Here is a 23158-nt window from a genome sequence, read left to right on the forward strand (position 1 = left end):
GAGGCTATTCTTCTTCTTTTTGTGCCGTTTGATCCTCGTTATCAAAGCCGTATCGGCCCAGTTTTACATAGAGGCTTTGCCGACTCAAGCCGAGCAGCTCCGCCGCAGCCGTTCGGTTGCCGCCCACCAGATCGAGCGCAGCCTTGACATAGTGGCGCTCGACCCCGTCCACAGCCGATTTCACCAGTTGACGCAGCGGCATTTTGCCAACCGGTTCGGCGACCGACTCGATCAAGGACCGCACCTCCTTCGGATCGCGCTGCCGGCCGAGGCGACGACCGACGTCACGGATCAACAACGCGCAGCTCAAAGAATGACCCAGCGGCGTCGCGGTCGCGGATATTTCCACCTCCGTCTCGGTTCCAAGCTCGCTGTGCAGCGCAGACGGGAACAGTCGCGCGACCTGATGGGTACGCAAGATCGACAGGAGTGCGGGAATGTCGGCCCCCGGACGCCAAATCCAGCGTTCCAAACGTTCGCCAACCACAGAGTCGACTGAGCCGAATTCGACCAGATCCACGAAGGCCTGGTTGGCGCGCCGGATGACCCCATCCTGGTCGATCAGGACGAAACCGTCGGGAAGGCTGCCGATCGCCGCATCGGTCGATGGAAGGGATTCGGGGATCGCCTTCGCGGCCTTCGGCTGCGCTGGAACGAGCTGGAGAAGCAGCATCGGCCCCGTCTCTCCCTTCATGGAGGAAGCGCGAACGAGCCATTGTTCGCGAGCCTCACCAAGGTGGACCAGAATACCGGGTGCTTTTCCTTGATCCTGCGCGCGCAGGAGCATGGCCCGAAACGCCTGCTGCTCGCCCTCCGGAATAGCGGACATCACGCTGCGCCGTGCCGCTGCTCCGGACGCATTGAGCCCCAACGCCTGCAGGGCCGCGGGATTGGCCTCCTCGATCGCAAAAGTTCCGACCTTGAGGACCAGCACGGCTTCGCTCGAATGATTGAACAAAAGCCGGTAGCGGGTTTCGACCTCGCGGAGCTTCCAGTAGTCGCGTTCCATCGTCTGCTGGGCAGCGATAAATCGCGATTGCAGCTCCGCAACAGCCAACAGGCTCTTGCCCACCGCCAGCATGCCGGCGCTACCGCCCAGTAGCACCGTGGTGTATTCGATCGGAACCTCGCGCCCGCTTGGAAAGCGCTGAGTTAGCTGCCGGAAAGCCGAAATCCCCTTGCCTCGGGCGTCGTCGACGATGCGTCGAACCTTGTCCTCGACAAAGTCAGGCACTGTCTGAACCCAAGGACATCCAAGCCAGCCCTCGACGCTCTCGTTCGAGAGCAGGCTCGAGACCGATGCTTCTCGTATGACCCCCCCCATATCGAGAAGGAGTGTCACGTCAGGTTGGGCGAGATCGAGGCGGGCCAATTGACTGCTACCTTGCTCCGCAAGCCCAACAGCGGAAGTGTCTTGAGGTCGTTCCCGCAGGCGATATGCTTGGGTCAATTATTCAAGGCTTCGGCTTTATCGTCCACTGCTAATACACATAGGAAGGCGGCTGACAAGTGTCAAGGGAAGTTGACAAAGAAGATTTTGACCGCCTTACAGTTTTGCAAGCTGTTCTAACCAATCATACAGTTTGCCGCCCCAGCAATTCAGCAAAATTGGCCGCCATGACGCGAATAAACGTCATCGGGCTTTGCGATCCCATCGTGGTCTTTGTCAGGTAGGCAGACCAGACAAGCCGCTGGACATCTTTGTATCCGCAGAGCGCGACGAAGCGCTCCCGAAGCCAGTCGTTGGCGTACCAGAATCGCTGCATCATGCCGAGGGCGCGAAACACCTGCCCGTGGGCTTTCATGAATTGCCTCCGCGCCGCGCCCAGCGCCCGTACATCGCCAGTCGACAGAAACGTCTCCACGCAGGTGGCGGCCATCCTGCCGCTTGCCATCGCGTAGTAGATCCCCTCGCCGGATGCCGGTGCCACCACGCCGGCGGCATCGCCCGCCAGCACCACGTTATGCCCGTCGTCCCATCTGCGCCGCACCCTCAAGGGGATCGGTGCCCCCTCGCAGCGAAGGGTCTCGGCAGTCGCCAGCCCCGTGACCGACCGGAGTTCCGCGACAGCGTCACGAAGCGCGAATCCCTTCTTGGCCGAGCCTGTGCCAACGCTTGTCGATGTGCCGTGCGGAAAGATCCAACCGTAGAAATCAGGCGACAGGGCACCCTGATAGTAGATGTCGCACCGCGTACCATCAAAACCGGTTTCGGGCCCTGGGGAACGGATCACCTCGTGATAGGCGACGACGACCGGCTCTCGGCCCCTTACGGGCACACACTGCCGGGCGACGGCCGACAAGGCGCCATCGGCGCCGATGACCGCCCGGGCACGCACATCGACCCTCTCCCCACCCCGGAGCACGACGGCCGACACCGTGCCGTCAGCCAAGCGTTCCAAGCGCTCGAAGACGCCCGAGAGCCGCGACGCGCCGACGCTTTCCGCCCGCCCCCGCAGCCAAGCATCGAAATCCTCTCGGTCGACCATGCCGACGAAGCCGTTCTCGATCGGCATGTGCACGTGTCGATTGCCAGGCGACACGATTCTGGCCCCGGTTGCGCGGGCGACCAGCAGGTGCTCGGGGATCTCGAAATCTGCAAGTAGGCGCGGCGGGATCGCACCCCCACAGGGTTTGATACGACCGTCCCGATCGAGCAGCAGAACGCTGCGGCCCATCCGGGCCAGATCCGCGGCAGCGATCGCTCCGGCAGGGCCACCGCCAACCACGAGGACGTCGTAGAGACCTAGGTCGCCCACCGGCCCGTGTCCTGCACGCGAAGGGCAAGACCGCTGCCGGTCACGCGCGCGTCGCGATCGGCCCGGGGAAAAGCGCCCGCGGCCAACCATGCCGCAAGTCCGAACAGCAAGGACTCGCCGAGGAAGACCGCCGTATAGGCCTGGGCCGGCGAGCCGAGGAGTTGGCGAGCCAGATCACTTGACCCGGTCCCGACAACCCCGCCGAGCGCAAAGGCCAGAGCCTGGGCGGCGCCCCACAATCCCATCCGGACACCCTCCCGTCCCGGCTGACCGGCGCCCGCGAGTTGCATCATGGAGGCGACAGCCGCGATCGAGAACGCGCCGTTCGCGCAGCCAAGAAGAACAACCGCGCAACGCAGGACATTCAGGGAAGCTGAGGCTCCCGCAAGTGCGACGCATGTCACGCCAAGGATCGCAGCCATCGAGGCCAGACACCCGCCGATCGTCCAAAGGCGCATCGACCCCAGACGCGGCCCCCCGATCGCACTCCCCAGCACGGCCACGAGCACCATGCCGGCAAGAAGTCCCGAATGCTGGAAGCCGGCGAGCTTTGCCGATTCGGCCGGCGGCAATGCGAAAACCGATCCGGCGAAGGGTTCCAGGATCAGTTCTTGGGCCGAATAGGCCAGCATCGAGAAAAAGACGAAGAGCGTGAAGCCGCGGGTGTCAGGCTCTGTCCACACCTCGCGAAGGGCCGGCAGAAAGGCCACGGGGGCAGATTGCGTCGACACCTCCGGAGCGGTCGCTTCGGCGGGTTCAACCCTCCAGAGCGCCAGACAAGTCATAAGAACGGCTGCCCCCGAGATAAGGACCGAAGTCCTGACGAGCGCCGCGACGGAGAAAGGTGCCAGCATCTGACCCACCACAGCAGCAGTCACGAGGAACCCGGCAATCATCATCATCCAGACGATGGCGGCAGCGGCGGCTCGACGCCGCTCGCCCGCCTGGCGGGCAAGCAACAGCAGAAGAGAGGTGCCCGCCGATCCCACGCCGATCCCGATCATGAGAAAGGCTGTGACGCCCAATGTGATCCCGGCCAGAGGAGCGGTCTTCATCCAAGCCGTCGCAAGCGCGGCCAGGACGCTGCCCGTGGCAAGGACCATCATACCGCCAAGGATCCAGGGCGTTCGGCGTCCCCCGCGATCCGATCCGTGGCCCCAGCGGGGCCGCAGCATCTGCACTGCGTAATGCAGTGCGACAAGCGCACCCGGAACGATCGCCGGCAGGGCCAGTTCGACGACCATGACCCGATTCAGCGTCGAAGTGGCGAAGACCACGATCGCCCCAATCGAGGCTTGCACTAAGCCGAGCCGTACGATTTGAACCCATGGCGAGACGCGCGACATGGCTCTCACGCCCCTTAAAAGGCCAGGTGACGCACCGCGAAGGCGCTCACCAGCATGCCGATCACATAAAGGGTGACCCCGGTCGAATTGTACCAGGGCGCGTTCTCACGCGGCCTGCGCAACAGATGCTGCATGAGAACGAGTTGCACGCTGGTCAACCCGCCCACGACAAGCGCGAATTCGGGCCGATCCCAACCCAACAACAAGGCCACGACGACGACCTGCGGAATCAACATGACGGCGCAGGCCAGGCGCGCCGCGCGGTCGACCCCGAGCAACACCGGAAGCGATGCGATTCCCGTCCGAATGTCGCCCTCGACCGATTTGAAATCATTCAGGGTCATGATGCCATGCGCGCCGACGCTGTACACGAGGGCGAGCAGAATGATCTGCCAATTCGGCACGGCGCCGATCATGACGGCCGCGCCGGTGAACCAGGGCAGGCCCTCGTAGCAGATCGCCACAGCCGCATTGCCGAGCCAGCCGTTGCGCTTCAGCCGGAACGGCGGGGCGCTGTAAGCCCAAGCGAGAGCAAGACCCAGGATCGCGGCCGCCAGAACGGCCGTCCCCAATGAGACGGCAACTTCGAACGACAGCGCGGTCCAGATCATGGCGATATACAATCCCCACCGCCCTGGAATGCGTCCGGATGGGATCGGCCGATGGGGTTCATTGATCGCGTCGACGTAACGGTCATACCAGTCGTTGACGGCCTGGCTCGTCGCGCAGACCAGCGGGCCCGCAAGAGCGACGCCGGCGACGACCATCGTCCAGCGGCCCGCGATCGGAACACCCGCCGAGACGACGCCACAGCCGAAGGCCCACATCGGCGGAAACCAGGTGATCGGCTTCAGCAATTCTAGAACCGCGGAAGGCGCGGGTTGCGCTGAGATCGCTCTAGTTGACATCGGAGCCGTTCTCACCGGTGGGATCCGCGAGCCCATAGCGCCGCAGCTTGACATAGAGGCTCTGCCGGCTGACGCCGAGCATCTCGGCCGCCGAGGCACGGTTGTCGCCAGTCATCTTCAGGGCGGCCTGAATAGAGAGGCGCTCGATGACATCGGTCGCCTCCCGCACCAGATCCTTGAGGGAAACGCGGCCGACCAGTTCGGTCAGATGTTCGACCGAGCCGGGGAGATCGGGCCCGAACCGCATGTCCGTCCTGAAGCGCCGCGCGATGTTGCGGATCGCGAAGCCGAAACAGCGCCGCTCGCTGTTCATCACCGACGCCGCCGAGATCTCGACGGCCGTCTCGGTGCCGAATTGCCCTTGCAGACTCGATCCGAACAACCGCACCGTCCCACGTTGCGTCAGGTTCGCGATGAGAACATCGAGATCAACTCCCGGACGGCCGAGCCAGCGATCGAGCTTCTGGTTGACGGCTTGACGGTCGGTGGCGAGCTGCGCCATGTCGAGAAACGCTGCATTGGCGGAGACAATCCGGCCGTCTGCGTCGGTCACGACGAATCCGTCCGGCGAATTCTCAACCAGTTTCAATAATTTCCAGGTCATTTTGGGAACGACGCCAAGCGCGCTGTCGGATGTCAGCCGGAGCAAGCGAACCAGAAAGAGCGACGCGTTCTCCTGTCGAAACATATAGGCCGAAACCAGCACCTCTTCTCCGCTATGCCGCAAGTTGGCGCGCACGTCATCGGCATGTCCGGCTGCGCGGACGACCGCGAGCAGGCTCTGGAGCGGGGACGTCGACTGTGGCCCGAACACGTCCACCAAGGGCTTGTCGATCACTGCCGTGACCGCCTCGCCGAACATATCGGCGGCCGCAGGATTTGCCTCGATCACCTTCTGGCTGTCCGCATCGACGATCAGGACAGGCTCGGCAGAAACGCTGAACAGCAAACGGTATCGGGTCTCGACATGATGCAACCGGGAATAATCCCGTTCCATCGTCTGCTGCGCCTCGACCAGCCGGCGCTGCAGGACCGAGAACTGCTTAAGGTTCCGGCCGAATGCAACGACACTGCCTTCGGTACCGGCGGATACGGCGGAATAGAGGATTGGAACGTCGGCCTGTTGGACGGAAGGATAATTGATCTGCCGAGATCGCCCGGAGCGTCCCGGAACGGCCTCCTTGAGCAGTGCCTCGATCTTGGATCGACTCTCGATCGTGACCGTGTCCACCCAGGGGCGACCGATCCACGTGCTGCAACCGGTGAGATCGGTCGAAAGGTCGTCGCTATTTAACGCGACATCCTGAATGATGCCTTCCCGATCGATCACGAGGGCGACATCCGCAGCGGCGGCAATGAGCGTCGCGGTCGTCGCTGGATCTATCTTGCCCAGCGATCGGTTGGGCGCGCTGAAGGGCATCAAGGGAAGCGATCTCCCCAAGCACGTCGGGATCGGACACGTCTCGCAAGCGTCATCCGCCGGCCCGTCATGCGGCGGACGCCACGAAGCTTTCGGCGAGGCTCAAGGCATGTGGAGCATCGGTTCCCATGGCATCGGCCCCGACCCTGGTGACGTAATCCGGGCGCGCGACGAACACAGGGCCTCCGACAAGAATGCGGATCGCCTTGTTGCAGGATGCCCGCCGGGTTTGGCGGATCACCTTCGTCAACTCGTCGAGCCGCTCGTCGCTGCTGACCGAATAGCCGACGAGCACAAAATACAGCTTGCCCAATGTTTCGCTCAACGTCTCGATCGACGCGAAGGGCGTGCTCCAAATACTCCAGCCGGCCCGGCGCATGAATTCCGCCACCATCGACAGCCCGAAGGTGTGTTGATCGCCCGGTAACGGCACGATGAGGGCTTGGCGGGACCCGTCTTCCGGCCGGCCATTCGCATGGAAGATCGGAGCGAGCATCCGAAGAAGCTTCTGCATGGTCCCGACCGCGAGCGTCACGTCGATGAAACTGCAGAGATCGTCGCACCAGAGCTCACCGATATAGCGTGCGGTGGGCTGAAACAACTGCAGGTAGATATCATCGACCGAGACCCCGCGTGCCTGCACGGCAGCGACATGCGCAACGATCGTCGCTTCGTCTTGGTGAGACAGAAGGATCTTCACGAAAGCGATGACCTCGGCCGCGACCGGGACAATGGCGGCGGGGGCATAAGCGCGATCATGGCTCTGGACCAATCGAGGAACGATATCGGCCTCGACCGCCTGGCGGATGTCCTCGAGCCGCTTTTCGCGCTCCGTGACGCTCGTCGGAACCGACCAGGGATGATCCGAGGGCGGAACGACTCGATTTGTCTCGCCCCAATGGCCCATATCAACGACTTGCTGGGTCAAGCGGGTCTGCCTTTCCGCCATGTGTCTCTCCCCAATAGATTGCCGATTGTATCAGGCGTCAATCTAAATTTACGTCAACCGTTGTTGACAGTCGGGATCGTGCATTCTAGCCTCATCGAATAGCCACTTGGGCCCAGGCCTAGAAGAGTTTCCCCCGTCCGCCGTCTCGTTTCGATCTCGCTTCAAGAGGTGGATCGCAGTGGCGTTGGAACTATCCGACCTTTCCCCGCCAGGGATGTCAAGGCATGTTTACACGACTCAAGTCTCAACCCACGCTTAGGTCGGCCAGCGGCTCTTGGACCTTACGGGTAGGGGCCGCCGAGGTAGAGACGTTAAAGGCTCCACGCGTGCTGGCAGGTTTGTACACGCCGGAACAGCGCCGCCGGCGCGACGCTTCTCCTTGGACCTTAGTGCAAGGCGTCCTGGCGCCGATCCAGTTTGCAATCTGCCTCGCGAGCATCGGATGCATCCTGCACTATCTCGCGACCGGCGAGGGACTCTGGCTCGCGACCGCATCGGCCGTCGTCAAGACGTTTGCCCTCTACGCCATCATGATCACCGGCTCGATGTGGGAGAAGGTTGTTTTCGGACGCTACCTGTTCGCGCCGTCCTTCTTCTGGGAGGACATGTTCAGCATGGTGGTGCTGGCCCTGCACACAGCCTACCTGGCGTCCCTGTTCACCGGGGCTCTGTCGCCGCATGGTCTGCTGGCCCTCGCGCTCGTGGCCTATGCGACCTACGCGATCAACGCCGCGCAGTTTCTGCTGAAGCTGCGCGCGGCGCGGCTCGCGAGGGATCAACACTCCGTCGAAACGCTCGCGGGAGCAGTCGGATGAGCGACACTCTGACCATGCAGAAGCCAGATGCGATATCGGGCTGTGGTGACCTTCCCGTCCTGCGGGAAAGGGGCCAACGCGAAGTGTTCTGCGGGCTGACCGGTATCGTTTGGCTGCATCGCAAGATCCAGGATGCCTTTTTCCTGATCGTGGGTTCGCGGACCTGCGCCCACCTCATGCAATCGGCCGCCGGCGTGATGATCTTCGCCGAGCCACGTTTTGCCACTGCGATTATCGAGGAACGCGATCTCGCCGGCCTCGCCGACGCGCATGACGAACTCGACCGCATCGTGGCCCAACTCCTGGACCGTCGGCCGGATATCAAGCTTCTCTTCCTGGTCGGCTCCTGCCCCTCGGAGGTCATCAAGCTCGACCTGTCGCGTGCCGCGAGCCGTCTTTCGCGCACCTACTCGCCGTCTGTTCGCATCCTGAACTATTCCGGCAGTGGCATCGAGACGACGTTTACCCAGGGTGAGGATGCGTGCCTGGCGGCCCTCGTGCCGAGCCTGCCCGCGAGTCCTCAGGGGTGCCCGGCTTCGCTGCTTGTCGTGGGGGCTCTGCCAGAGGTCGTCGAGGACCAGTTCAGCCGGATCTTTGACGATCTCGGGATCGACGTGCGCTTCTTCCCGCCGCGCCATGCCGCCGAGCTTCCACCCGTGGGGCCCAACACCCGCATGCTCCTCGCGCAGCCGTTCCTGGCCGAAACGGCGCGGCTCATCGAGGATCGCGGCGCCACGCTTCTCGTCGCACCCTTCCCGTTCGGGGTCGATGGCACGACGGCATGGCTGCAAGTCGCCGCGACGGCCTTCGGCGTGGATCCGTTGGCATTCCGTCGTGCGACCGAGCCAGGCCGGGAGCGTGCCCGACGCGCCCTGCAGCGCTACCGCTGCCAGCTTTGGGGCAAGAAGATCTTCTTTTTCCCGGATTCCCAGTTGGAAATTCCGCTGGCCCGCTTCCTGAGCCGCGAGCTCTCGATGGAGCTCGTGGAGGTCGGCACCCCCTACCTGCATCGGCAGCACCTGAAAGCGGAGTTGGCGTTGCTGCCCGCCGGGACGCTGATCAGCGAGGGTCAGGATGTCGACCGGCAGCTGGACCGCTGCCGGGCCGCCAAGCCCGATATCGTGGTCTGCGGCCTCGGCCTCGCCAACCCGCTCGAAGCCGAAGGCATGACGACCAAGTGGTCGATCGAACTCGTGTTTTCGCCGATCCACGGCTACGATCAGGCGGGGGACCTCGCCGAATTGTTCGTGCGTCCGCTGTCGCGGCGCGCCCGGCTGGTGGCCTAGACCATGCGCCTCACCGTCTGGACCTATGAAGGCCCACCCCATGTCGGCGCCATGCGGATCGCCACCGCGATGGAGGGCGTCCATTACGTGCTGCACGCTCCGCAGGGCGACACCTATGCCGATCTCCTCTTCACGATGATCGAGCGCCGCGCCAAGCGGCCACCGGTGACCTACACGACCTTCCAGGCACGGGATCTCGGATCCGACACGGCCGCGCTGTTCAAGACAGCGGTGGAAGACGCCTATGCGCGCTTCCAGCCGACCGCGATGATCGTCGGCGCCTCCTGCACGGGAGAACTGATCCAGGACGATCCGGGTGGCCTCGCCCGCGCGCTGAACCTGCCGATCCCGGTCATTCCGCTGGACCTGCCCTCGTATCAGCGCAAGGAAAACTGGGGCGCGTCGGAGACGTTCTACCAGCTCGTGCGCACTCTCGCCGGATCTTCGGCACCGTCCGGCAGCAAGCCGCCACGTCGCCCGGAAGGCTTGCCGGCCCGCTGTAACATCCTCGGGCCGAGCGCCCTCGGCTTTCGTCACCGCGACGATGTCGAGGAAATCACACGATTGCTCGGGCGGCTCGGCATCGTGGTGAACGTCGTGGCGCCACTTGGTGCCACGGCCGCTGATCTCGCCCGCCTCAGCGAGGCCGATTTCAACGTCGTTCTCTACCCCGAAATCGCCGCCACCACGGCCAAATGGCTGGAGCGGACCTTCGGCCAGCCCGCAACCAAAACCATCCCGATCGGCGTCGGCGCCACCCGGGACTTCATCTCGGAAGTGGCAGCCCTCGCCGGTGTCGATCCTGCCCCGCTTCTCGCGGGCGACGAGACCCGCCTGCCCTGGTACAGCCGCTCGGTCGATTCGACCTATCTCACCGGCAAACGCGTCTTCATCTTCGGTGACGCCACCCATGCGATCGCGGCCGCACGAATCGCCGCGCAAGAACTCGGCTTCGAGGTCGTCGGCCTCGGTACCTACGCCCGCGAATTCGCCCGCGAGGTGCGTGAGGCGGCCAAGCTCTATGACATCGAGGCGCTGATCACCGACGACTACCTCGAAGTCGAGGCCAGGGTCGCCGAGCTTCGGCCCGAACTGGTGCTCGGCACGCAGATGGAACGTCACATCGCCAAGCGGCTCGGCATCGGCTGCGCGGTGATCTCGGCGCCGGTGCATGTGCAGGATTTTCCGGCTCGCTATTCGCCCCAGATGGGATTTGAAGGCGCCAATGTCATCTTCGACAGCTGGGTCCACCCTCTGATGATGGGGCTCGAGGAGCATCTGCTCGCGATGTTCCGCGACGACCCTGAGTTCCATGACGGGGCCACGCCGTCGCATCTCGGTACGACGACCGAGCTGGAGCAAGTTCCGGCTCCGGCGACGGTCCAGACCGAGAAGGCGGCCGTTCTTTGGTCGTCGGAGGCCGAGAAGGAAGTCGGCAAAATTCCCTTCTTCGTCCGCGGCAAGGCACGCCGCAACACCGAACGTTTCGCCGCCGACACCGGCGTCGCCCTCATCACCGTCGAGACCTTGTACGATGCCAAAGCGCATTTCGGTCGCTGACGCGACGCCCATTCGCGTCGTCATCGTGACGATGGACAGCCATCTGGCTGGATCTGTCGATCGTGCAAGCGCATTGCTCCGGACAGAATTACCCGGGCTCGACCTCTCTATCCATGCGGCGGACGAGTGGGGCACGGACGACGAAGCTCTGGCCCGCTGCCGTTCGGCCATCGCCCATGGCGACATCGTGGTCGCCACCATGCTGTTCCTTGAGGACCATATCCGGTTGGTCCAGGCAGCCTTGGCGGCACGCCGCGAGAGCTGCGACGCGATGCTCTGCGCCATGTCGGCCGGCGAAGTCATGCAGCTGACACGGCTCGGCAAGTTCAGCATGGCCGGCCCCTCCACGGGCGCGATGGCGATGCTGAAGCGGCTCCGTGGCGCGAAATCCGGCAAAGGATCGAGCGGCGCGGGCCAGATGAAGATGCTGCGACAGATGCCGCGGCTGCTACGCTTCATCCCCGGCACGGCGCAGGATGTCCGCAATTACTTCCTGGCCCTGCAGTATTGGTTGGCGGGTTCCGACGAGAATATCGCGAACCTGGTGCGCCTTCTGGTGAACCGATATGCCGCCGGTCCGCGCCTGTCGCTGCTTGGTACGCTGAAGCCCGCCGCTCCCCAGACCTATCCCGACATCGGCCTCTATCATCCGGCGGCGCCCGGCCGCATCGTCGAGAGGCTCGAAAAGCTACGGCCCACGGGTGCCGGCGGCACGGTCGGCGTGCTGGTGATGCGATCCTACATCCTGGGCGGCAACACGGCCCATTATGATGGCGTGATCGCGGCCTTCGAGGCCCGCGGCCTTCGCGTCGTCCCGGCTTTCGCCCACGGTCTCGATGCACGTCCAGCGATCGAAAAGTATTTCCTGCGGGACGGCATTCCAACTATCGACGCGTTGGTCTCCCTGACCGGCTTCTCCCTGGTCGGTGGTCCTGCCTACAACGATGCCTCGGCGGCCGCGGACATCCTGGCCAAGCTCGACGTGCCGTATCTCGCCGCCCATCCGGTCGAATTCCAGACGATCGAGCAGTGGGAGGGCGACGCTCGCGGCCTGACCCCCGTGGAAGCCACCATGATGGTGGCGATCCCCGAACTGGATGGTGCCATCTGGCCGATGACATTTGGTGGCCGGTCCTCCGCGACACCCGGCTGCGGGCGACGCGACATGGCCGTCGTGCCGGAGCGCGCCGCCATGCTGGCCGCCCGTGTGGCGCGATTGGTGAAACTCCGCCGGACGGAGCGCCGGGACCGCAAGCTGGCCGTGGTGCTCTTCAGTTTCCCGCCGAATGCGGGCACGGTCGGAACGGCCGCTTACCTCGGTGTCTACGCCTCGTTGCACAGGACACTCACGGCGGCCCGCAACGCCGGCTACCAGGTCGACGTCCCCGCGTCGCCCGATGCGCTGCGCGAGCTGATCCTTGGCGGCAACGCGAGTCATTTCGGCATGCATGCCAACGTGGCGCAGCGCATTTCGACGGACGACCATGTCCGACGCGAGCGCCACCTCGACGAGATCGAACGCGTCTGGGGTGCGGCTCCGGGCCGCCAGCAAAGCGACGGCAAGGGCATTTTCGTGCTCGGGCTCCATCTCGGCAACGTCTTCATCGGCATCCAGCCTGCCTTCGGGGTGGAGGGCGATCCGATGCGCCTTCTGTTCGAGCATAGCTTCGCACCCACACATGCTTTTTCGGCCTTTTACCGTTACGTCAGCGAGGATTTCGGCGCCCATGCGGTGCTGCATTTCGGTACCCATGGCGCCCTCGAATTCATGCCGGGCAAACAAGCGGGCCTCTCGCACGCCTGCTGGCCCGATCGGCTGATCGGGGACCTGCCGAACATCTACCTCTATGCCTCCAACAACCCATCGGAGGGCGCGCTCGCCAAGCGCCGCACCGGCGCGACGCTGATCAGCTACATGACTCCTCCGGTCGCCCATGCGGGTCTCTATCGCGGGCTGGCGGAGCTCAAAGGGTCGATGGATCGTCTTCGCCAACTCGATCCGATCGAGGAGGCCGAGCAGCGCGCGCCGCTGATCGTCCTCGTGCAGGCTCAGGCCGCGGCTGTCGAACTCGCCCCGGCCGAGCCGCTCTGGACCGGTGAGGCGACGGCAGAGATCGACCGGCTTCGCACAGCCCTGCTCGACCTCGAATATACGCTGATCCCGCACGGGTTCCATGTCGTGGGCGAGCCGCCTTCGCCTGAGGCCCGCGCCGAATTGCTGGACGCAGCCGGGATCAACGATCCGGAGCGACGCGCCAAGGCCGACGCGCTTCTGGCCGAAGATCATGAGATCCCCGCCCTGCTCCACGCGCTCGACGGCGGCTATATCCGGCCGGCGCCCGGCGGCGACCTGCTGCGCAACATCGAGGTGCTGCCCACCGGCCGGAACCTGCACGGTTTCGACCCGTTCCGCATCCCGAGCACTTTCGCGGTGGCGGATGGCGCAAGGCAGGCCGAGCGACTTCTCGCCCGGCATGCGGCGGAAGGCCATGGCTTGCCCGAGACCGTCGCGATGGTTCTATGGGGCACCGACAACCTCAAGACCGAGGGCGGCCCGCTCTCGCAAGCGCTTTGGCTGATGGGCGCCGAACCGCGCCGCGACAGTTACGGCCGGCTGACCGGCGCCCAGCTGGTGCCGCTCGCAACCCTGGGCCGCGCCCGCGTCGATACGGTGATCACACTGTCGGGCATCTTCCGCGATCTGCTTCCCTTGCAGACCAAGCTTCTCGCCGAAGCCGCCCTGCTCGCGGCCTCGGCCGACGAGCCGATCGAAATGAATTTCATCCGCAAGCATGCTCTCGCCTTCCAGGCCGCCAACGGTGGCGACATCGCGCAGGCGGCGCTCAGGGTGTTCGGCAATGCCGAGGGGGCCTATGGGGCCAACGTGAACCAGCTCGTGGACAGCGGATCCTGGAGCGACGAGGACGAACTGGCCGAGGCCTACGTCCGCCGCAAGGGCTTCGCGTATGGCGTCGACGGGAAGTCGAGCAAGCAGGCGGCCGTACTCTCTCACATGCTGAAAAGCGTCGAGGTGACCTACCAGAACCTCGATTCCATCGAGCTCGGTGTCACAACGGTCGATCATTATTTCGATACGCTGGGCGGTATCAGCCGGGCGGTCAAGCGGGCGCGGGGCGAGTCGGCCACGGTCTATATCGGCGACCAGACGCGCGGCGACGGCACGGTTCGCACGCTCTCCGAGCAGGTGTCGCTCGAAACCCGGACACGCGCCCTCAACCCGAAATGGTACGAAGCCCTGCTCGAACATGGCTACGAGGGCGTTCGCCAGATCGAGGCCCATGTCACCAACACTCTCGGCTGGTCCGCGACGACCGGCCAGGTGTCGCCCTGGGTCTACCAGCAGCTCGCCGAGACCTACGTGCTCGATCCCGAGATGCGTGACCGGCTCGCCGCCCTCAATGCGACGACTTCCGCCAAGCTCGCAAACCGGCTGATCGAAGCCCACGAGCGCCAATATTGGTCGCCTGACGCCGCAACCCTCGAAGCCCTCCGCCGCGCCGGCGAGGAACTCGAAGACCGGCTCGAAGGCATCGTTCCCGAAAAGGTGGCCGCATGACAATCGCAATCAAACCCCCGACCGGCTGCAGCATCGGGCCTTCCTGCGGGGATGGCGAAGGCAGCGTGCAGGTCAAGCTTGACCCCAGTGTCAAGATCGGCTCGGCGACGGTGTTTTCGGTCTACGGCAAGGGCGGCATCGGCAAGTCGACCACCTCGTCGAACCTCTCGGTCGCCTTCTCCAAGCTCGGCAAGAAGGTGCTGCAGATCGGCTGCGACCCCAAGCACGATTCCACCTTCACGCTGACGAAGCGCCTCTGCCCGACCGTGATCGACGTGCTGGAAAGCGTCGACTTCCACGCCGAGGAGCTGCGGCGCGAGGACTTCGTGTTCGAGGGCTACAACGGGGTGATGTGCGTGGAGGCGGGCGGCCCGCCGGCCGGTACCGGCTGCGGTGGCTATGTGGTCGGCCAGACCGTCAAGCTTCTCAAAGAGCATCACCTTCTCGAAGACACCGACATCGTGATCTTCGATGTGCTCGGCGACGTGGTCTGCGGCGGCTTTGCGGCGCCTCTCCAACATGCCGACCGTGCCCTGATCGTGGCCGCGAATGATTTCGACTCGATCTTCGCCATGAACCGCATCGTCTCAGCCATCAAGGCCAAGGCCAAGAACTACCCCGTGCGTCTCGGCGGCGTCATCGCCAACCGAAGTTCGGCAACCGACCAGATCGACCGCTACAATGCGGCGACCGGCCTCAAGACCGTCGCGCATTTCCCGGACCTCGACGTCATCCGCCGCTCGCGGCTCAAGAAATCGACGTTGTTCGAAATGGAGCCGACCGACGAGATCCTCGCGGTCCAAGCCGAATATCTGCGGTTCGCCCAGACCCTGCTCGACGGCACCGAGCCGCTGATTGCCGAGCCCATGAAGGACCGCGACATCTTCGATCTGCTGGGGTTCGACTGATGGATACCACCCTCTCCTACCGCGCCCGTCGCGGCGAACTTGAGACCTACTTCGACCGGACGGCGGTCGAAGCCTGGGCGCGCCTGACCTCGGAAGCGCCCGTCGGCAGCATCCGGGCCACCGTGCGGGCCGGCCGCGACCGAATGCGGACGACGCTGCTGAACTGGCTTCCCGGCGATCTCAGGGGCGCCCGCCTGCTCGACGCCGGCTGTGGCACGGGTGCGCTGGCGGTCGAAGCGGCGCGGCGGGGGGCCTTCGTGACCGCCATCGACCTCTCGCCGACCTTGGTGAAACTGGCGCGGGAGCGGCAGCCCGGCGACCTCGGCCAGGGCCGGATCGAGTTCCAGGTCGGCGACATGCTCGACCCCGCGCTCGGTCAGTTCGATCATGTGGTCGCTATGGATTCGCTGATCCACTATGACGCGCCCGACATGGTGCGCATGATGGTCGGATTGACGGCACGCGCCTCGACCTCCGTGATCACCACTTTTGCGCCCCGGACCCCGCTGCTCACCGTCATGCACACGGTCGGCCGCCTGTTCCCGCGCGGCGATCGCGCGCCGGCGATCGCGCCGATCAGCGAGACGACGTTGCGGCGCCGGATCGCAACCGAGCCGAAGCTCGCCGACTGGTATCCAGCCCGGACCGATCGGGTAGCGGGCGGCTTCTACATTTCGCAAGCTTTCGAGCTGGTGCGGTCATGACCCAGCGGCGAACCCTTCCCTGGGCGCCCATCCCGGTCAAACCGGCTGTGAAGCTGGCGCAACGCTGGATGGTCCTGAGCCCGCGCTTCCTTCCCTTCGCGGACGCGGCGACCGCGGAGCTGCCGCTCGGCCGCCTGCTGCGGCTGTCGCTGTTCCAGGTCACGGTCGGCATGGCCGTCGTGCTGCTGATCGGTACGCTCAACCGGGTGATGATCGTCGAGCTCGGCGTGCCGGCCTGGCTCGTGTCGGTCATGGTGGCCTTGCCGTTGGTCTTCGCACCGTTGCGCGCCATGGTGGGCTATCGCTCCGACACCTATAAATCGGTGCTCGGCTGGCGGCGGGTGCCCTACCTCTGGTTCGGCACTCTGCTGCAATTCGGCGGCTTCGCCATCATGCCGTTCGCCTTGCTCGTTCTGTCCGGCGACACGCACGGGCCGCTGATCGTCGGCCAACTCGGCGCGTCCCTCGCGTTCCTGCTCGTGGGCGCGGGTCTCCATACGACGCAGACCGTCGGCCTCGCGCTCGCCACCGATCTCGCCCCGAAAGACGCTCACCCGAAGGTGGTGGCCCTGCTCTGCGTCATGCTCATGGTCGGCATGGTCGTAAGCGCGCTGGTGTTCGGGGCGCTGCTGGCCAATTTCACCGAGGTCAAGCTGATCCAGGTGATCCAGGGCGCCGCGCTCGTCACCATGCTGATCAACCTCTTTGCGCTGTGGAAGCAGGAGCCGCGTCGTCCGCGCGAAACCGCGCCCGACCGTAAGGTTCCCACTTTCCGCGAATCCTGGCGCATCTTCGCGCAGGAGGATCGCGCCATCCGACGCCTCGTAGCGCTCGGTGTCGGCACCTTCGGGTTCAGCATGCAGGACATCCTGCTCGAACCCTACGGCGGCCAGGTTCTTCGGCTGACGGTTGGGCAGACGACGGCCCTTACGGCGATGCTGGCCGTCGGTGGCTGCATCGGCTTCGGCCTGGCGGCCAAATGGCTCGGGCGCGGCATCGATGCCTACCGGGTCGCGGGCTTCGGGGCTTTGAACGGTCTTGTCGCCTTCACATGCGTGTTCCTGTCGGCTCCTCTCGGTTCGACGATCCTGTTCGTCGTCGGTGTCGCAATGATCGGTTTCGGCGGCGGCCTCTTTGCCCATGCGACGCTGACGGCCGCCATGGCGACCGCCGACAAGAGCCATATCGGTCTCGCCCTCGGAGTCTGGGGGGCGGTCCAGGCCACGGCGGCCGGGCTCGCCATGGCGTCCGGCGGCATCATCCGCGATGTCGTCTCGAGCCTCGCATCGCACGGCGCGCTTGGGCCGGTGCTCACCGACTCGTCCGTCGGTTACGGCATGGTCTACCTGATCGAGATCGTGCTGCTCGTCACCACACTCGCTGCCGTCGGCCCTCTGGTCGGCCGGTCAGGCAGGGAGCCGGCCCCCGGGTCCGATACATTCGCCTATTCCGTCGCTACTGGGAGGAAAGCCTGATGCTGAAAGGCTCACTGACGGGCTACATCGACGTTGCCCAAATGACGCTCTACGCGTTCCTGTTCTTCTTTTTGGGAATCGTGCTCTACCTCCGGCGCGAGGACAAGCGGGAAGGATATCCGCTCGAGGTCGAATACCTTTCGCAAAATGCGGAGAAGAAACAGGGCTTTCCACTCGTCCCGAAGCCGAAGATCTTCCGGCTCGGCCACGGCGGCGTGGTTCTCGCGCCCTCGGGAAAACCGGACAGTCGTCCGATCCTCGCCCAGCCTTTGGAGCGGTGGCCCGGCTCGCCGCTTCAACCCACCGGCGACCCGATGATCGACGCCGTCGGGCCTGCGGCCTACGCGGAACGGCAGGAGGTCCCCGAGATGATGATCGACGGCCGCCCGATGATCGTGCCGATGCGGGACCGGGCCGATATGTCGGTCGACCTTGAGGATTCGGACCCACGCGGCATGGTGGTGATCGGCGCGGACAAGAAGCGGGCAGGCGTCGTCAGCGACCTCTGGATCGATCTGGCCGAACCCCAGATCCGCTATCTCCAGGTCACGGTCGATGCGGAGGCGGGAACTCGCGAGGTGTTGCTGCCGATGACCTTCGCGCGCATCAGCGACAACCGGCGCGAGGTCAAGGTGAAGTCCATCCTGGCCAGGCACTTTGCGACAGTGCCGGCGACCAAGAGCCTGGACCAGGTGACCAAGCGCGAAGAAGACCGCATCTGCGCCTACTTCGGCTCCGGCCACCTCTACGCCAAACCCTCTCGCCTGGGACCGATCCTATGAGCGGCGATCTCGACTTCGAACCAATCCGCGGCTTGCCGGCGCGCCTGCCTCCGGGGGAGACCCTGCTTTGGCAGGGCGAGCCCGACCTTCGCGCCATGGCGCTGCGCGTCTTTCACGTCCGCAAAGTCGCAATCTATTTTGGCCTTCTGGTCGCCTATCGCCTCGCAAGCGCCCTCCACGACGGCGCGTCGCTCTTTGGGGCCGCCAAAGCGGCGCTTCCACTTACGGGGCTCGGTGTCGCGGCCGTCTTGATTCTTGCCGGTCTCGCGGCTCTGGTCTGCCGCACGACCGTCTATTCGATCACCAGCCGGCGCGTCGTCATGCGCATCGGCGTGGCACTGCCGATCACCTTCAACCTGCCGTTCAAGACGCTCGCGTCGGCGTCCCTGAAACTGCAGGGAAAAGGCGTCGGCACGATCCCGCTTGTCTTGACCGATTCCAATCGGCTGGCCTACCTTGTCATGTGGCCTCATGCGCGACCCTGGCGCACGGCAAGGACCGAGCCGGCGCTGCGTTTCGTGCCGGATGCCGCGAAGGTAGCGCAGATCCTTGCTGAAGCGGTCTCAGCAGCCTTGCCGGAGACCGTGAACGTGACCAACCCGGTCGTCTCGCAAGCCCAGGCCGGCAAGCAGCCGTCATGGCCGATGGCACCGGCCGCAGCTTAAGGCGAAATGTCGATGAGCCAGACCCAAAGCATCCAACCTTTTCCCCGAGGGGCCCTTCTGGGAGCCGCGGCCCTGGTGGGGATCACGATCGTCTCGGCTGGAACGGCGCGTCTGGTGGGTCTGAAGCAACCTCACCCGGTGGCCGCCGTTCTGGCCGCGCGTGACCTTCGGTTCGAGGACAAGGCGGACGGCAGCATCGTGGTGGTCGACGCCGGTAGTGGCCAGACGGTCGACACGCTCCCACCCGGCAGCAATGGCTTCATCCGCGCGTCACTGCGCAGCCTCGCCAAACGCCGTCAGTTCGATGGCAACATGAGCCAGGTGTTCCATATCACGGCCTGGTCCGACGGCCGCCTGACGCTCGACGATCCGAGCACCGGGAACCCGATCGAGTTGGAAGCCTTCGGGGAGACCAACGAGGCGGCCTTCGCGAAACTCCTTCATGTCGGGAGCCAAAGCCGATGAGCGGGGCCTTCGGGCTCGGACGGCGTGAGCTGGACGTGCCCTGTACGATCGAGATCGAGCATACGCCGAACAGTCTCCATGCCCATGTCAGTCTCGAAGGTATCGAGGTCGGTCCGGGGGATACGGTGCTCGTGCATGACGCTCCAACCGCCGTCGGCTTCGGCGAGATTGTCACCCATCGAAGCCACGCCACCGTCGTTCAGGCGGGCCCCATCGAACGCCTGTGGACGCAGGTGACCGCGTTCCTCGAACTGACCGAGCTCTACGAGGTCAGCTTCACGCCGAGGAGGACTCTATGAACGCTCCCATCCGCAGCTTCGAACCCAATGAATCGACCCGGCAGGCGCAGGAGGACACCGTCCTCAGCCCGCGGTTCTACACAACGGACTTCGCGGCCCTCGACAGGCTCGACGTCAGCCTGGTCCGCCGCGAGTGGACCGAACTGATGGACGAATTGCGCAGCGACCCCAACGCCAAGCATTTCATCCGCTCGGAAGACTGGCATGCCGACATCGAAAGCCTGCCCGAAGGCCTGCGCCGCGAGTTTCTCGACTTTCTTATCAGCTCTGTCACAGCCGAATTCTCCGGCTGCGTGCTCTACGCCGAGATCAAGAAACGCGTCGCGAACCAGGATCTGCGCGACCTCTTCACGGCCATGAGCCGCGACGAAGCGCGCCATGCGGGCTTCATCAATCAGGCGCTCAAGGAATTCGACATCGGCGTCGATCTCGGCTTCCTGACAAAAGCCAAGAAATACACATTCTTCCGGCCGAAATTCATCTTCTACGCGACCTACCTGTCCGAGAAGATCGGCTACGCCCGTTACATCACGATCTACCGGCAGCTGGAACGCCATCCGGAGCGGCAATTCCATCCGATTTTTTCGTATTTTGAAAAGTGGTGCAACGACGAGTTTCGGCACGGTGAGGCTTTCGCGCTGCTGATGCGAGCCGATCCGAAAGTGTTGCAGGGCACCAACAAGCTCTGGATCCGCTTCTTCTTGCTGGCGGTCTTTGCCACAATGTATGTGCGCGACCATGCGCGCATCGAGTTTCACAAGGCGCTCGGGCTCGATCCCACCGCCTATGATTTCGAAGTCTATCGCGTGACATCGGAAATCTCGAAGCAAGTCTTTCCGATCACGCTCGATCTCGAAAACCCGGTGTTCCACGCCGGTCTCGACCGGCTGTTGCGGATCACCAATGCGATGGCGGAGGCAAAGCGCCAGGGCGGCCTTGTCGGCAACATCAAGCGGGTCGGGCTCGTGGCTGCGGCAGCCGCCACCTTCGCGCGGCTGTTCCTGCTTGCGCCGAAAAGCAACGCGCTTCCGGCAACCATCCGTCTCTCGCCAGCCTGGTAAGCGGGAGCAGCCCCGTGATCTTCTACGGCCTGCCCGTTGCCTTCACGCTCTTCCTCTGGTGGTCCAGCACCGGCGCGATCTTCTTCCTCGACTCGCGCCCAACGCACACCTTTCGCTGGAGCATGGCGGGCGCGACAGCGATCATGGCCGGGGCCGTCTATGCGCTGACGCAGACGAGCCGCGACGTGTCGATCGGCGGCGCCTATATCGGGTTTGCCATCGGCCTTGCCCTCTGGGGATGGCTTGAGATCGGCTACTATATGGGTTTCATGATGGGCCCGCGTCGCGAGCCATCTCCGGATGGCTGCTCGGGCTGGCGTCACTTCTTCAACGCAGCCGCCACGACCCTCTATCACGAGCTTGCAGCTCTGGCTTTGGCCGCGATGATTGCCGCCGTGACCTGGGACATGCCGAACAAGGTGGCATTCTGGACCTTCGCAATCCTGTGGTTGATGCAGCTTAGCGCGAAGTTGAATGTTTTCCTTGGCGTGCCGAATCTCGCGGAAGAGTTCCTTCCGGCTCACCTCAGCTTCTTGCGCAGCTTCATGACCCGGAAGTCGATGAACCTGTTCTTCCCCGTGTCGATCACCGTCTCGATGATTTCCGCCACGCTGATGATCGAAGGCATCGTGTCAGGCGAGGCCACCCCTTTCCAGGCCGTCAGCTTGACGATGCTGTCGAGCCTGATGGTCCTCGCGATCCTCGAACATTGGTTCCTGGTGGTGCCGCTGCCGGTCGAGGCGCTATGGCGCTGGTGCCTGCAGGCGAGCCGCCAGGTCAGTGTTGACGCGACCGCAGTCGGCGTGGAGGGGGCTTCCGAGTCATCCCCGTCGCATAAGCGCATCGGCCAGAGTTTTGCCGAGCCCGGGCTCAGCCAACCCGTCACACCCTAGAAAAGGCAAAGGGAGTCCCATGAATTTCGACGCTTTCTTCAAGGGGGAACTCGAGAGCCTTCGGCGGGAGGGGCGCTATCGCGTCTTTGCGGAACTCGAACGCCATGCGGGAGGATTCCCCAGAGCGACACATTATGGCGACAAGAACCGGCGTGAAATCACCGTGTGGTGCTCGAACGACTATCTCGGCATGGGGCAGCACCCGAAGGTGCTGGACGCCATGCACCGCGCGCTCGACCGCTGCGGCGCCGGAGCGGGAGGCACACGCAACATCTCGGGCAACAACCACTATCACATTCTTCTCGAGGAGGAGCTCGCAGACCTGCACGGCAAGGAATCGGCGCTGCTGTTCACCTCCGGCTACGTGTCGAACTGGGCTGCGCTGAGCACGCTCGGCGCCCGCATCCCCGGCTGCGTCATTCTCTCCGACGCCTGCAACCACGCTTCGATGATCGAAGGCATCCGGCAGAGCGGCGCGGACAAGCGCATCTTCGGCCACAACGACGTGGCAGACCTCGACCGGAGGCTCTCGCAGATCGACCCGGACCGGCCGAAGCTCGTCGCTTTCGAGTCGGTCTATTCCATGGATGGCGACATCGCGCCGATCGCCGAGATCTGCGACGTGGCGGAGCGGCATGGCGCCATGACCTATCTCGATGAAGTGCATGGCGTCGGGCTCTACGGGCCGCGCGGCGGCGGCATCGCGGACCGCGAAGGCCTGAGCCACCGGCTGACCCTCATCGAGGGCACGCTCGGTAAGGCGTTCGGGACGATGGGCGGCTATATCGCGGCCTCGAACGCGCTCTGCGACTTCATCCGCAGCTTCGCCTCGGGCTTCATTTTCACGACGTCCCTGCCGCCGGCCATCGCGGCGGGGGCTCGCGCCAGCATCCAGCATCTGAAGAGCAGTTCGGCGGAACGCGACCGTCACCAAGACCGCGTGGCCCTCACCCGCCGGAAGTTCGATGCCGCCGGCATTCCCCATCTGGCGAACGACAGCCATATCGTGCCGGTGATGGTCGGTGATCCTGTGCTGTGCAAGCAGATCAGTGACCGGCTGCTCGACCAATACGGGATTTACGTCCAGCCAATCAATTTCCCGACCGTCGCGCGCGGCACGGAACGCCTCCGTGTCACGCCCTCGCCCCTTCATTCGGATCAGGACATCGAGCACCTCGTCGCGTCCCTGTCGGAGATCTGGGCGGAATTGGGCGTCGCGAAAGCGGCCTAGCATTCCCGAGGTCGAACCGGCGCTAAGGCTTACCTTCTTGGAAATGGCCGCGATC

The 23158-nt window shown here is 64.4% G+C and carries 20 protein-coding genes; 14 read left to right on the forward strand and 6 right to left on the reverse strand.

All coding sequences use genetic code 11. From position 1 onward, the window contains the following. Positions 1–4: 4 nt before the first annotated feature. The 6 genes from ppsR (M8523_RS04605) to M8523_RS04630 form a co-directional block, all read right to left on the reverse strand. Positions 5–1342, reverse strand: coding sequence for a transcriptional regulator PpsR (gene ppsR, locus M8523_RS04605; protein ID WP_282583818.1), 1338 nt, complete (start codon positions 1340–1342; stop codon positions 5–7). A gap of 232 nt (positions 1343–1574) precedes the next feature. Further along, positions 1575–2759, reverse strand: a complete 1185-nt coding sequence (locus M8523_RS04610; RefSeq protein WP_282583658.1) for a geranylgeranyl diphosphate reductase — start codon at positions 2757–2759, stop codon at positions 1575–1577. Next, the gene (locus M8523_RS04615) at positions 2747–4105 is read right to left on the reverse strand and encodes a BCD family MFS transporter (protein WP_282583659.1); all 1359 of its coding nucleotides are present in this window, start codon (positions 4103–4105) and stop codon (positions 2747–2749) included. Before M8523_RS04615 ends, M8523_RS04610 begins: the two co-directional genes overlap by 13 nt. Before the next feature lie 14 nt (positions 4106–4119). Beyond that, positions 4120–5013, reverse strand: a complete 894-nt coding sequence (gene chlG / locus M8523_RS04620; protein WP_282583660.1) for a chlorophyll synthase ChlG — start codon at positions 5011–5013, stop codon at positions 4120–4122. Next, on the reverse strand, positions 5003–6433 hold the full coding sequence (gene ppsR / locus M8523_RS04625; protein WP_282583819.1) for a transcriptional regulator PpsR: 1431 nt from the start codon (positions 6431–6433) through the stop codon (positions 5003–5005). The genes chlG and ppsR (M8523_RS04625) overlap by 11 nt, the downstream gene beginning before the upstream one ends. Positions 6434–6500: 67 nt before the next feature. Next, complete coding sequence (locus M8523_RS04630) at positions 6501–7382, reverse strand: cobalamin B12-binding domain-containing protein (RefSeq protein ID WP_282583661.1); 882 nt, start codon at positions 7380–7382, stop codon at positions 6501–6503. 326 nt (positions 7383–7708) lie between these two features. Here M8523_RS04630 and bchF point away from each other — a divergent pair, with 326 nt between their 5' ends. Genes bchF through hemA form a run of 14 tightly spaced genes read left to right on the forward strand, consistent with a single transcriptional unit; the run spans position 7709 to position 23103 of the window. Beyond that, positions 7709–8197, forward strand: coding sequence for a 2-vinyl bacteriochlorophyllide hydratase (bchF, locus tag M8523_RS04635; protein WP_282583662.1), 489 nt, complete (start codon positions 7709–7711; stop codon positions 8195–8197). 14 nt (positions 8198–8211) lie between these two features. Continuing rightward, positions 8212–9483: a ferredoxin:protochlorophyllide reductase (ATP-dependent) subunit N gene (locus tag M8523_RS04640; RefSeq protein ID WP_282583820.1), complete on the forward strand. Its 1272-nt coding sequence runs from the start codon at positions 8212–8214 to the stop codon at positions 9481–9483. A gap of 3 nt (positions 9484–9486) precedes the next feature. Next, on the forward strand, positions 9487–11043 hold the full coding sequence (gene bchB, locus M8523_RS04645; protein ID WP_282583663.1) for a ferredoxin:protochlorophyllide reductase (ATP-dependent) subunit B: 1557 nt from the start codon (positions 9487–9489) through the stop codon (positions 11041–11043). Further along, positions 11018–14620 (forward strand): magnesium chelatase subunit H, encoded by a 3603-nt coding sequence (locus M8523_RS04650; RefSeq protein WP_282583664.1) that lies wholly within the window; start codon positions 11018–11020, stop codon positions 14618–14620. Before bchB ends, M8523_RS04650 begins: the two co-directional genes overlap by 26 nt. Further along, positions 14617–15528, forward strand: coding sequence for a ferredoxin:protochlorophyllide reductase (ATP-dependent) iron-sulfur ATP-binding protein (bchL, locus tag M8523_RS04655; protein ID WP_282583665.1), 912 nt, complete (start codon positions 14617–14619; stop codon positions 15526–15528). Before M8523_RS04650 ends, bchL begins: the two co-directional genes overlap by 4 nt. Continuing rightward, positions 15528–16232, forward strand: coding sequence for a magnesium protoporphyrin IX methyltransferase (bchM, locus tag M8523_RS04660; RefSeq protein WP_282583666.1), 705 nt, complete (start codon positions 15528–15530; stop codon positions 16230–16232). The genes bchL and bchM overlap by 1 nt, the downstream gene beginning before the upstream one ends. Beyond that, entirely contained in the window at positions 16229–17707 is a 1479-nt protein-coding gene (locus M8523_RS04665; RefSeq protein WP_428349819.1) for a BCD family MFS transporter, read from the forward strand. Before bchM ends, M8523_RS04665 begins: the two co-directional genes overlap by 4 nt. Beyond that, complete coding sequence (puhA, locus tag M8523_RS04670) at positions 17707–18489, forward strand: photosynthetic reaction center subunit H (RefSeq protein WP_282583667.1); 783 nt, start codon at positions 17707–17709, stop codon at positions 18487–18489. Before M8523_RS04665 ends, puhA begins: the two co-directional genes overlap by 1 nt. Then, positions 18486–19154, forward strand: a complete 669-nt coding sequence (gene puhB, locus M8523_RS04675) for a photosynthetic complex putative assembly protein PuhB (protein ID WP_282583668.1) — start codon at positions 18486–18488, stop codon at positions 19152–19154. The genes puhA and puhB overlap by 4 nt, the downstream gene beginning before the upstream one ends. Positions 19155–19166: 12 nt before the next feature. Then, positions 19167–19619, forward strand: coding sequence for a photosynthetic complex assembly protein PuhC (puhC, locus tag M8523_RS04680; RefSeq protein WP_282583669.1), 453 nt, complete (start codon positions 19167–19169; stop codon positions 19617–19619). Beyond that, complete coding sequence (locus M8523_RS04685) at positions 19616–19918, forward strand: O2-dependent cyclase accessory protein (RefSeq protein ID WP_282583670.1); 303 nt, start codon at positions 19616–19618, stop codon at positions 19916–19918. The genes puhC and M8523_RS04685 overlap by 4 nt, the downstream gene beginning before the upstream one ends. Continuing rightward, positions 19915–20979 carry a magnesium-protoporphyrin IX monomethyl ester (oxidative) cyclase gene (gene acsF, locus M8523_RS04690; RefSeq protein ID WP_282583671.1) on the forward strand — a complete coding sequence of 355 codons (1065 nt, stop codon included), beginning with the start codon at positions 19915–19917 and terminating at the stop codon, positions 20977–20979. The genes M8523_RS04685 and acsF overlap by 4 nt, the downstream gene beginning before the upstream one ends. 14 nt (positions 20980–20993) lie before the next feature. Continuing rightward, positions 20994–21872 carry a putative photosynthetic complex assembly protein PuhE gene (gene puhE / locus M8523_RS04695; RefSeq protein WP_282583672.1) on the forward strand — a complete coding sequence of 293 codons (879 nt, stop codon included), beginning with the start codon at positions 20994–20996 and terminating at the stop codon, positions 21870–21872. 19 nt (positions 21873–21891) lie between these two features. Then, the gene (gene hemA / locus M8523_RS04700; protein ID WP_282583673.1) at positions 21892–23103 is read left to right on the forward strand and encodes a 5-aminolevulinate synthase; all 1212 of its coding nucleotides are present in this window, start codon (positions 21892–21894) and stop codon (positions 23101–23103) included. Positions 23104–23158: the final 55 nt, after the last annotated feature.

Origin of the sequence: Lichenifustis flavocetrariae (genome assembly GCF_026130545.1) — a bacterium.
GTDB lineage: Bacteria > Pseudomonadota > Alphaproteobacteria > Rhizobiales > Beijerinckiaceae > Lichenihabitans > Lichenihabitans flavocetrariae.

What these genes read in the sequence shown, in the direction of transcription:
- ppsR (WP_282583819.1), bottom strand. Translation starts at nt 6,433, where the DNA reads ATGCCCTTCAGCGCGCCCAACCGATCGCTGGGCAAGATAGATCCAGCG.
- puhB (WP_282583668.1), top strand. Translation starts at nt 18,486, where the DNA reads ATGAGCGGCGATCTCGACTTCGAACCAATCCGCGGCTTGCCGGCGCGC.
- bchL (WP_282583665.1), top strand. Translation starts at nt 14,617, where the DNA reads ATGACAATCGCAATCAAACCCCCGACCGGCTGCAGCATCGGGCCTTCC.
- M8523_RS04685 (WP_282583670.1), top strand. Translation starts at nt 19,616, where the DNA reads ATGAGCGGGGCCTTCGGGCTCGGACGGCGTGAGCTGGACGTGCCCTGT.
- bchM (WP_282583666.1), top strand. Translation starts at nt 15,528, where the DNA reads ATGGATACCACCCTCTCCTACCGCGCCCGTCGCGGCGAACTTGAGACC.
- puhC (WP_282583669.1), top strand. Translation starts at nt 19,167, where the DNA reads ATGAGCCAGACCCAAAGCATCCAACCTTTTCCCCGAGGGGCCCTTCTG.
- chlG (WP_282583660.1), bottom strand. Translation starts at nt 5,013, where the DNA reads ATGTCAACTAGAGCGATCTCAGCGCAACCCGCGCCTTCCGCGGTTCTA.
- M8523_RS04650 (WP_282583664.1), top strand. Translation starts at nt 11,018, where the DNA reads ATGCCAAAGCGCATTTCGGTCGCTGACGCGACGCCCATTCGCGTCGTC.
- acsF (WP_282583671.1), top strand. Translation starts at nt 19,915, where the DNA reads ATGAACGCTCCCATCCGCAGCTTCGAACCCAATGAATCGACCCGGCAG.
- M8523_RS04615 (WP_282583659.1), bottom strand. Translation starts at nt 4,105, where the DNA reads ATGTCGCGCGTCTCGCCATGGGTTCAAATCGTACGGCTCGGCTTAGTG.
- M8523_RS04640 (WP_282583820.1), top strand. Translation starts at nt 8,212, where the DNA reads ATGCAGAAGCCAGATGCGATATCGGGCTGTGGTGACCTTCCCGTCCTG.
- bchB (WP_282583663.1), top strand. Translation starts at nt 9,487, where the DNA reads ATGCGCCTCACCGTCTGGACCTATGAAGGCCCACCCCATGTCGGCGCC.
- M8523_RS04630 (WP_282583661.1), bottom strand. Translation starts at nt 7,382, where the DNA reads ATGGCGGAAAGGCAGACCCGCTTGACCCAGCAAGTCGTTGATATGGGC.
- hemA (WP_282583673.1), top strand. Translation starts at nt 21,892, where the DNA reads ATGAATTTCGACGCTTTCTTCAAGGGGGAACTCGAGAGCCTTCGGCGG.
- puhA (WP_282583667.1), top strand. Translation starts at nt 17,707, where the DNA reads ATGCTGAAAGGCTCACTGACGGGCTACATCGACGTTGCCCAAATGACG.
- M8523_RS04665 (WP_428349819.1), top strand. Translation starts at nt 16,229, where the DNA reads ATGACCCAGCGGCGAACCCTTCCCTGGGCGCCCATCCCGGTCAAACCG.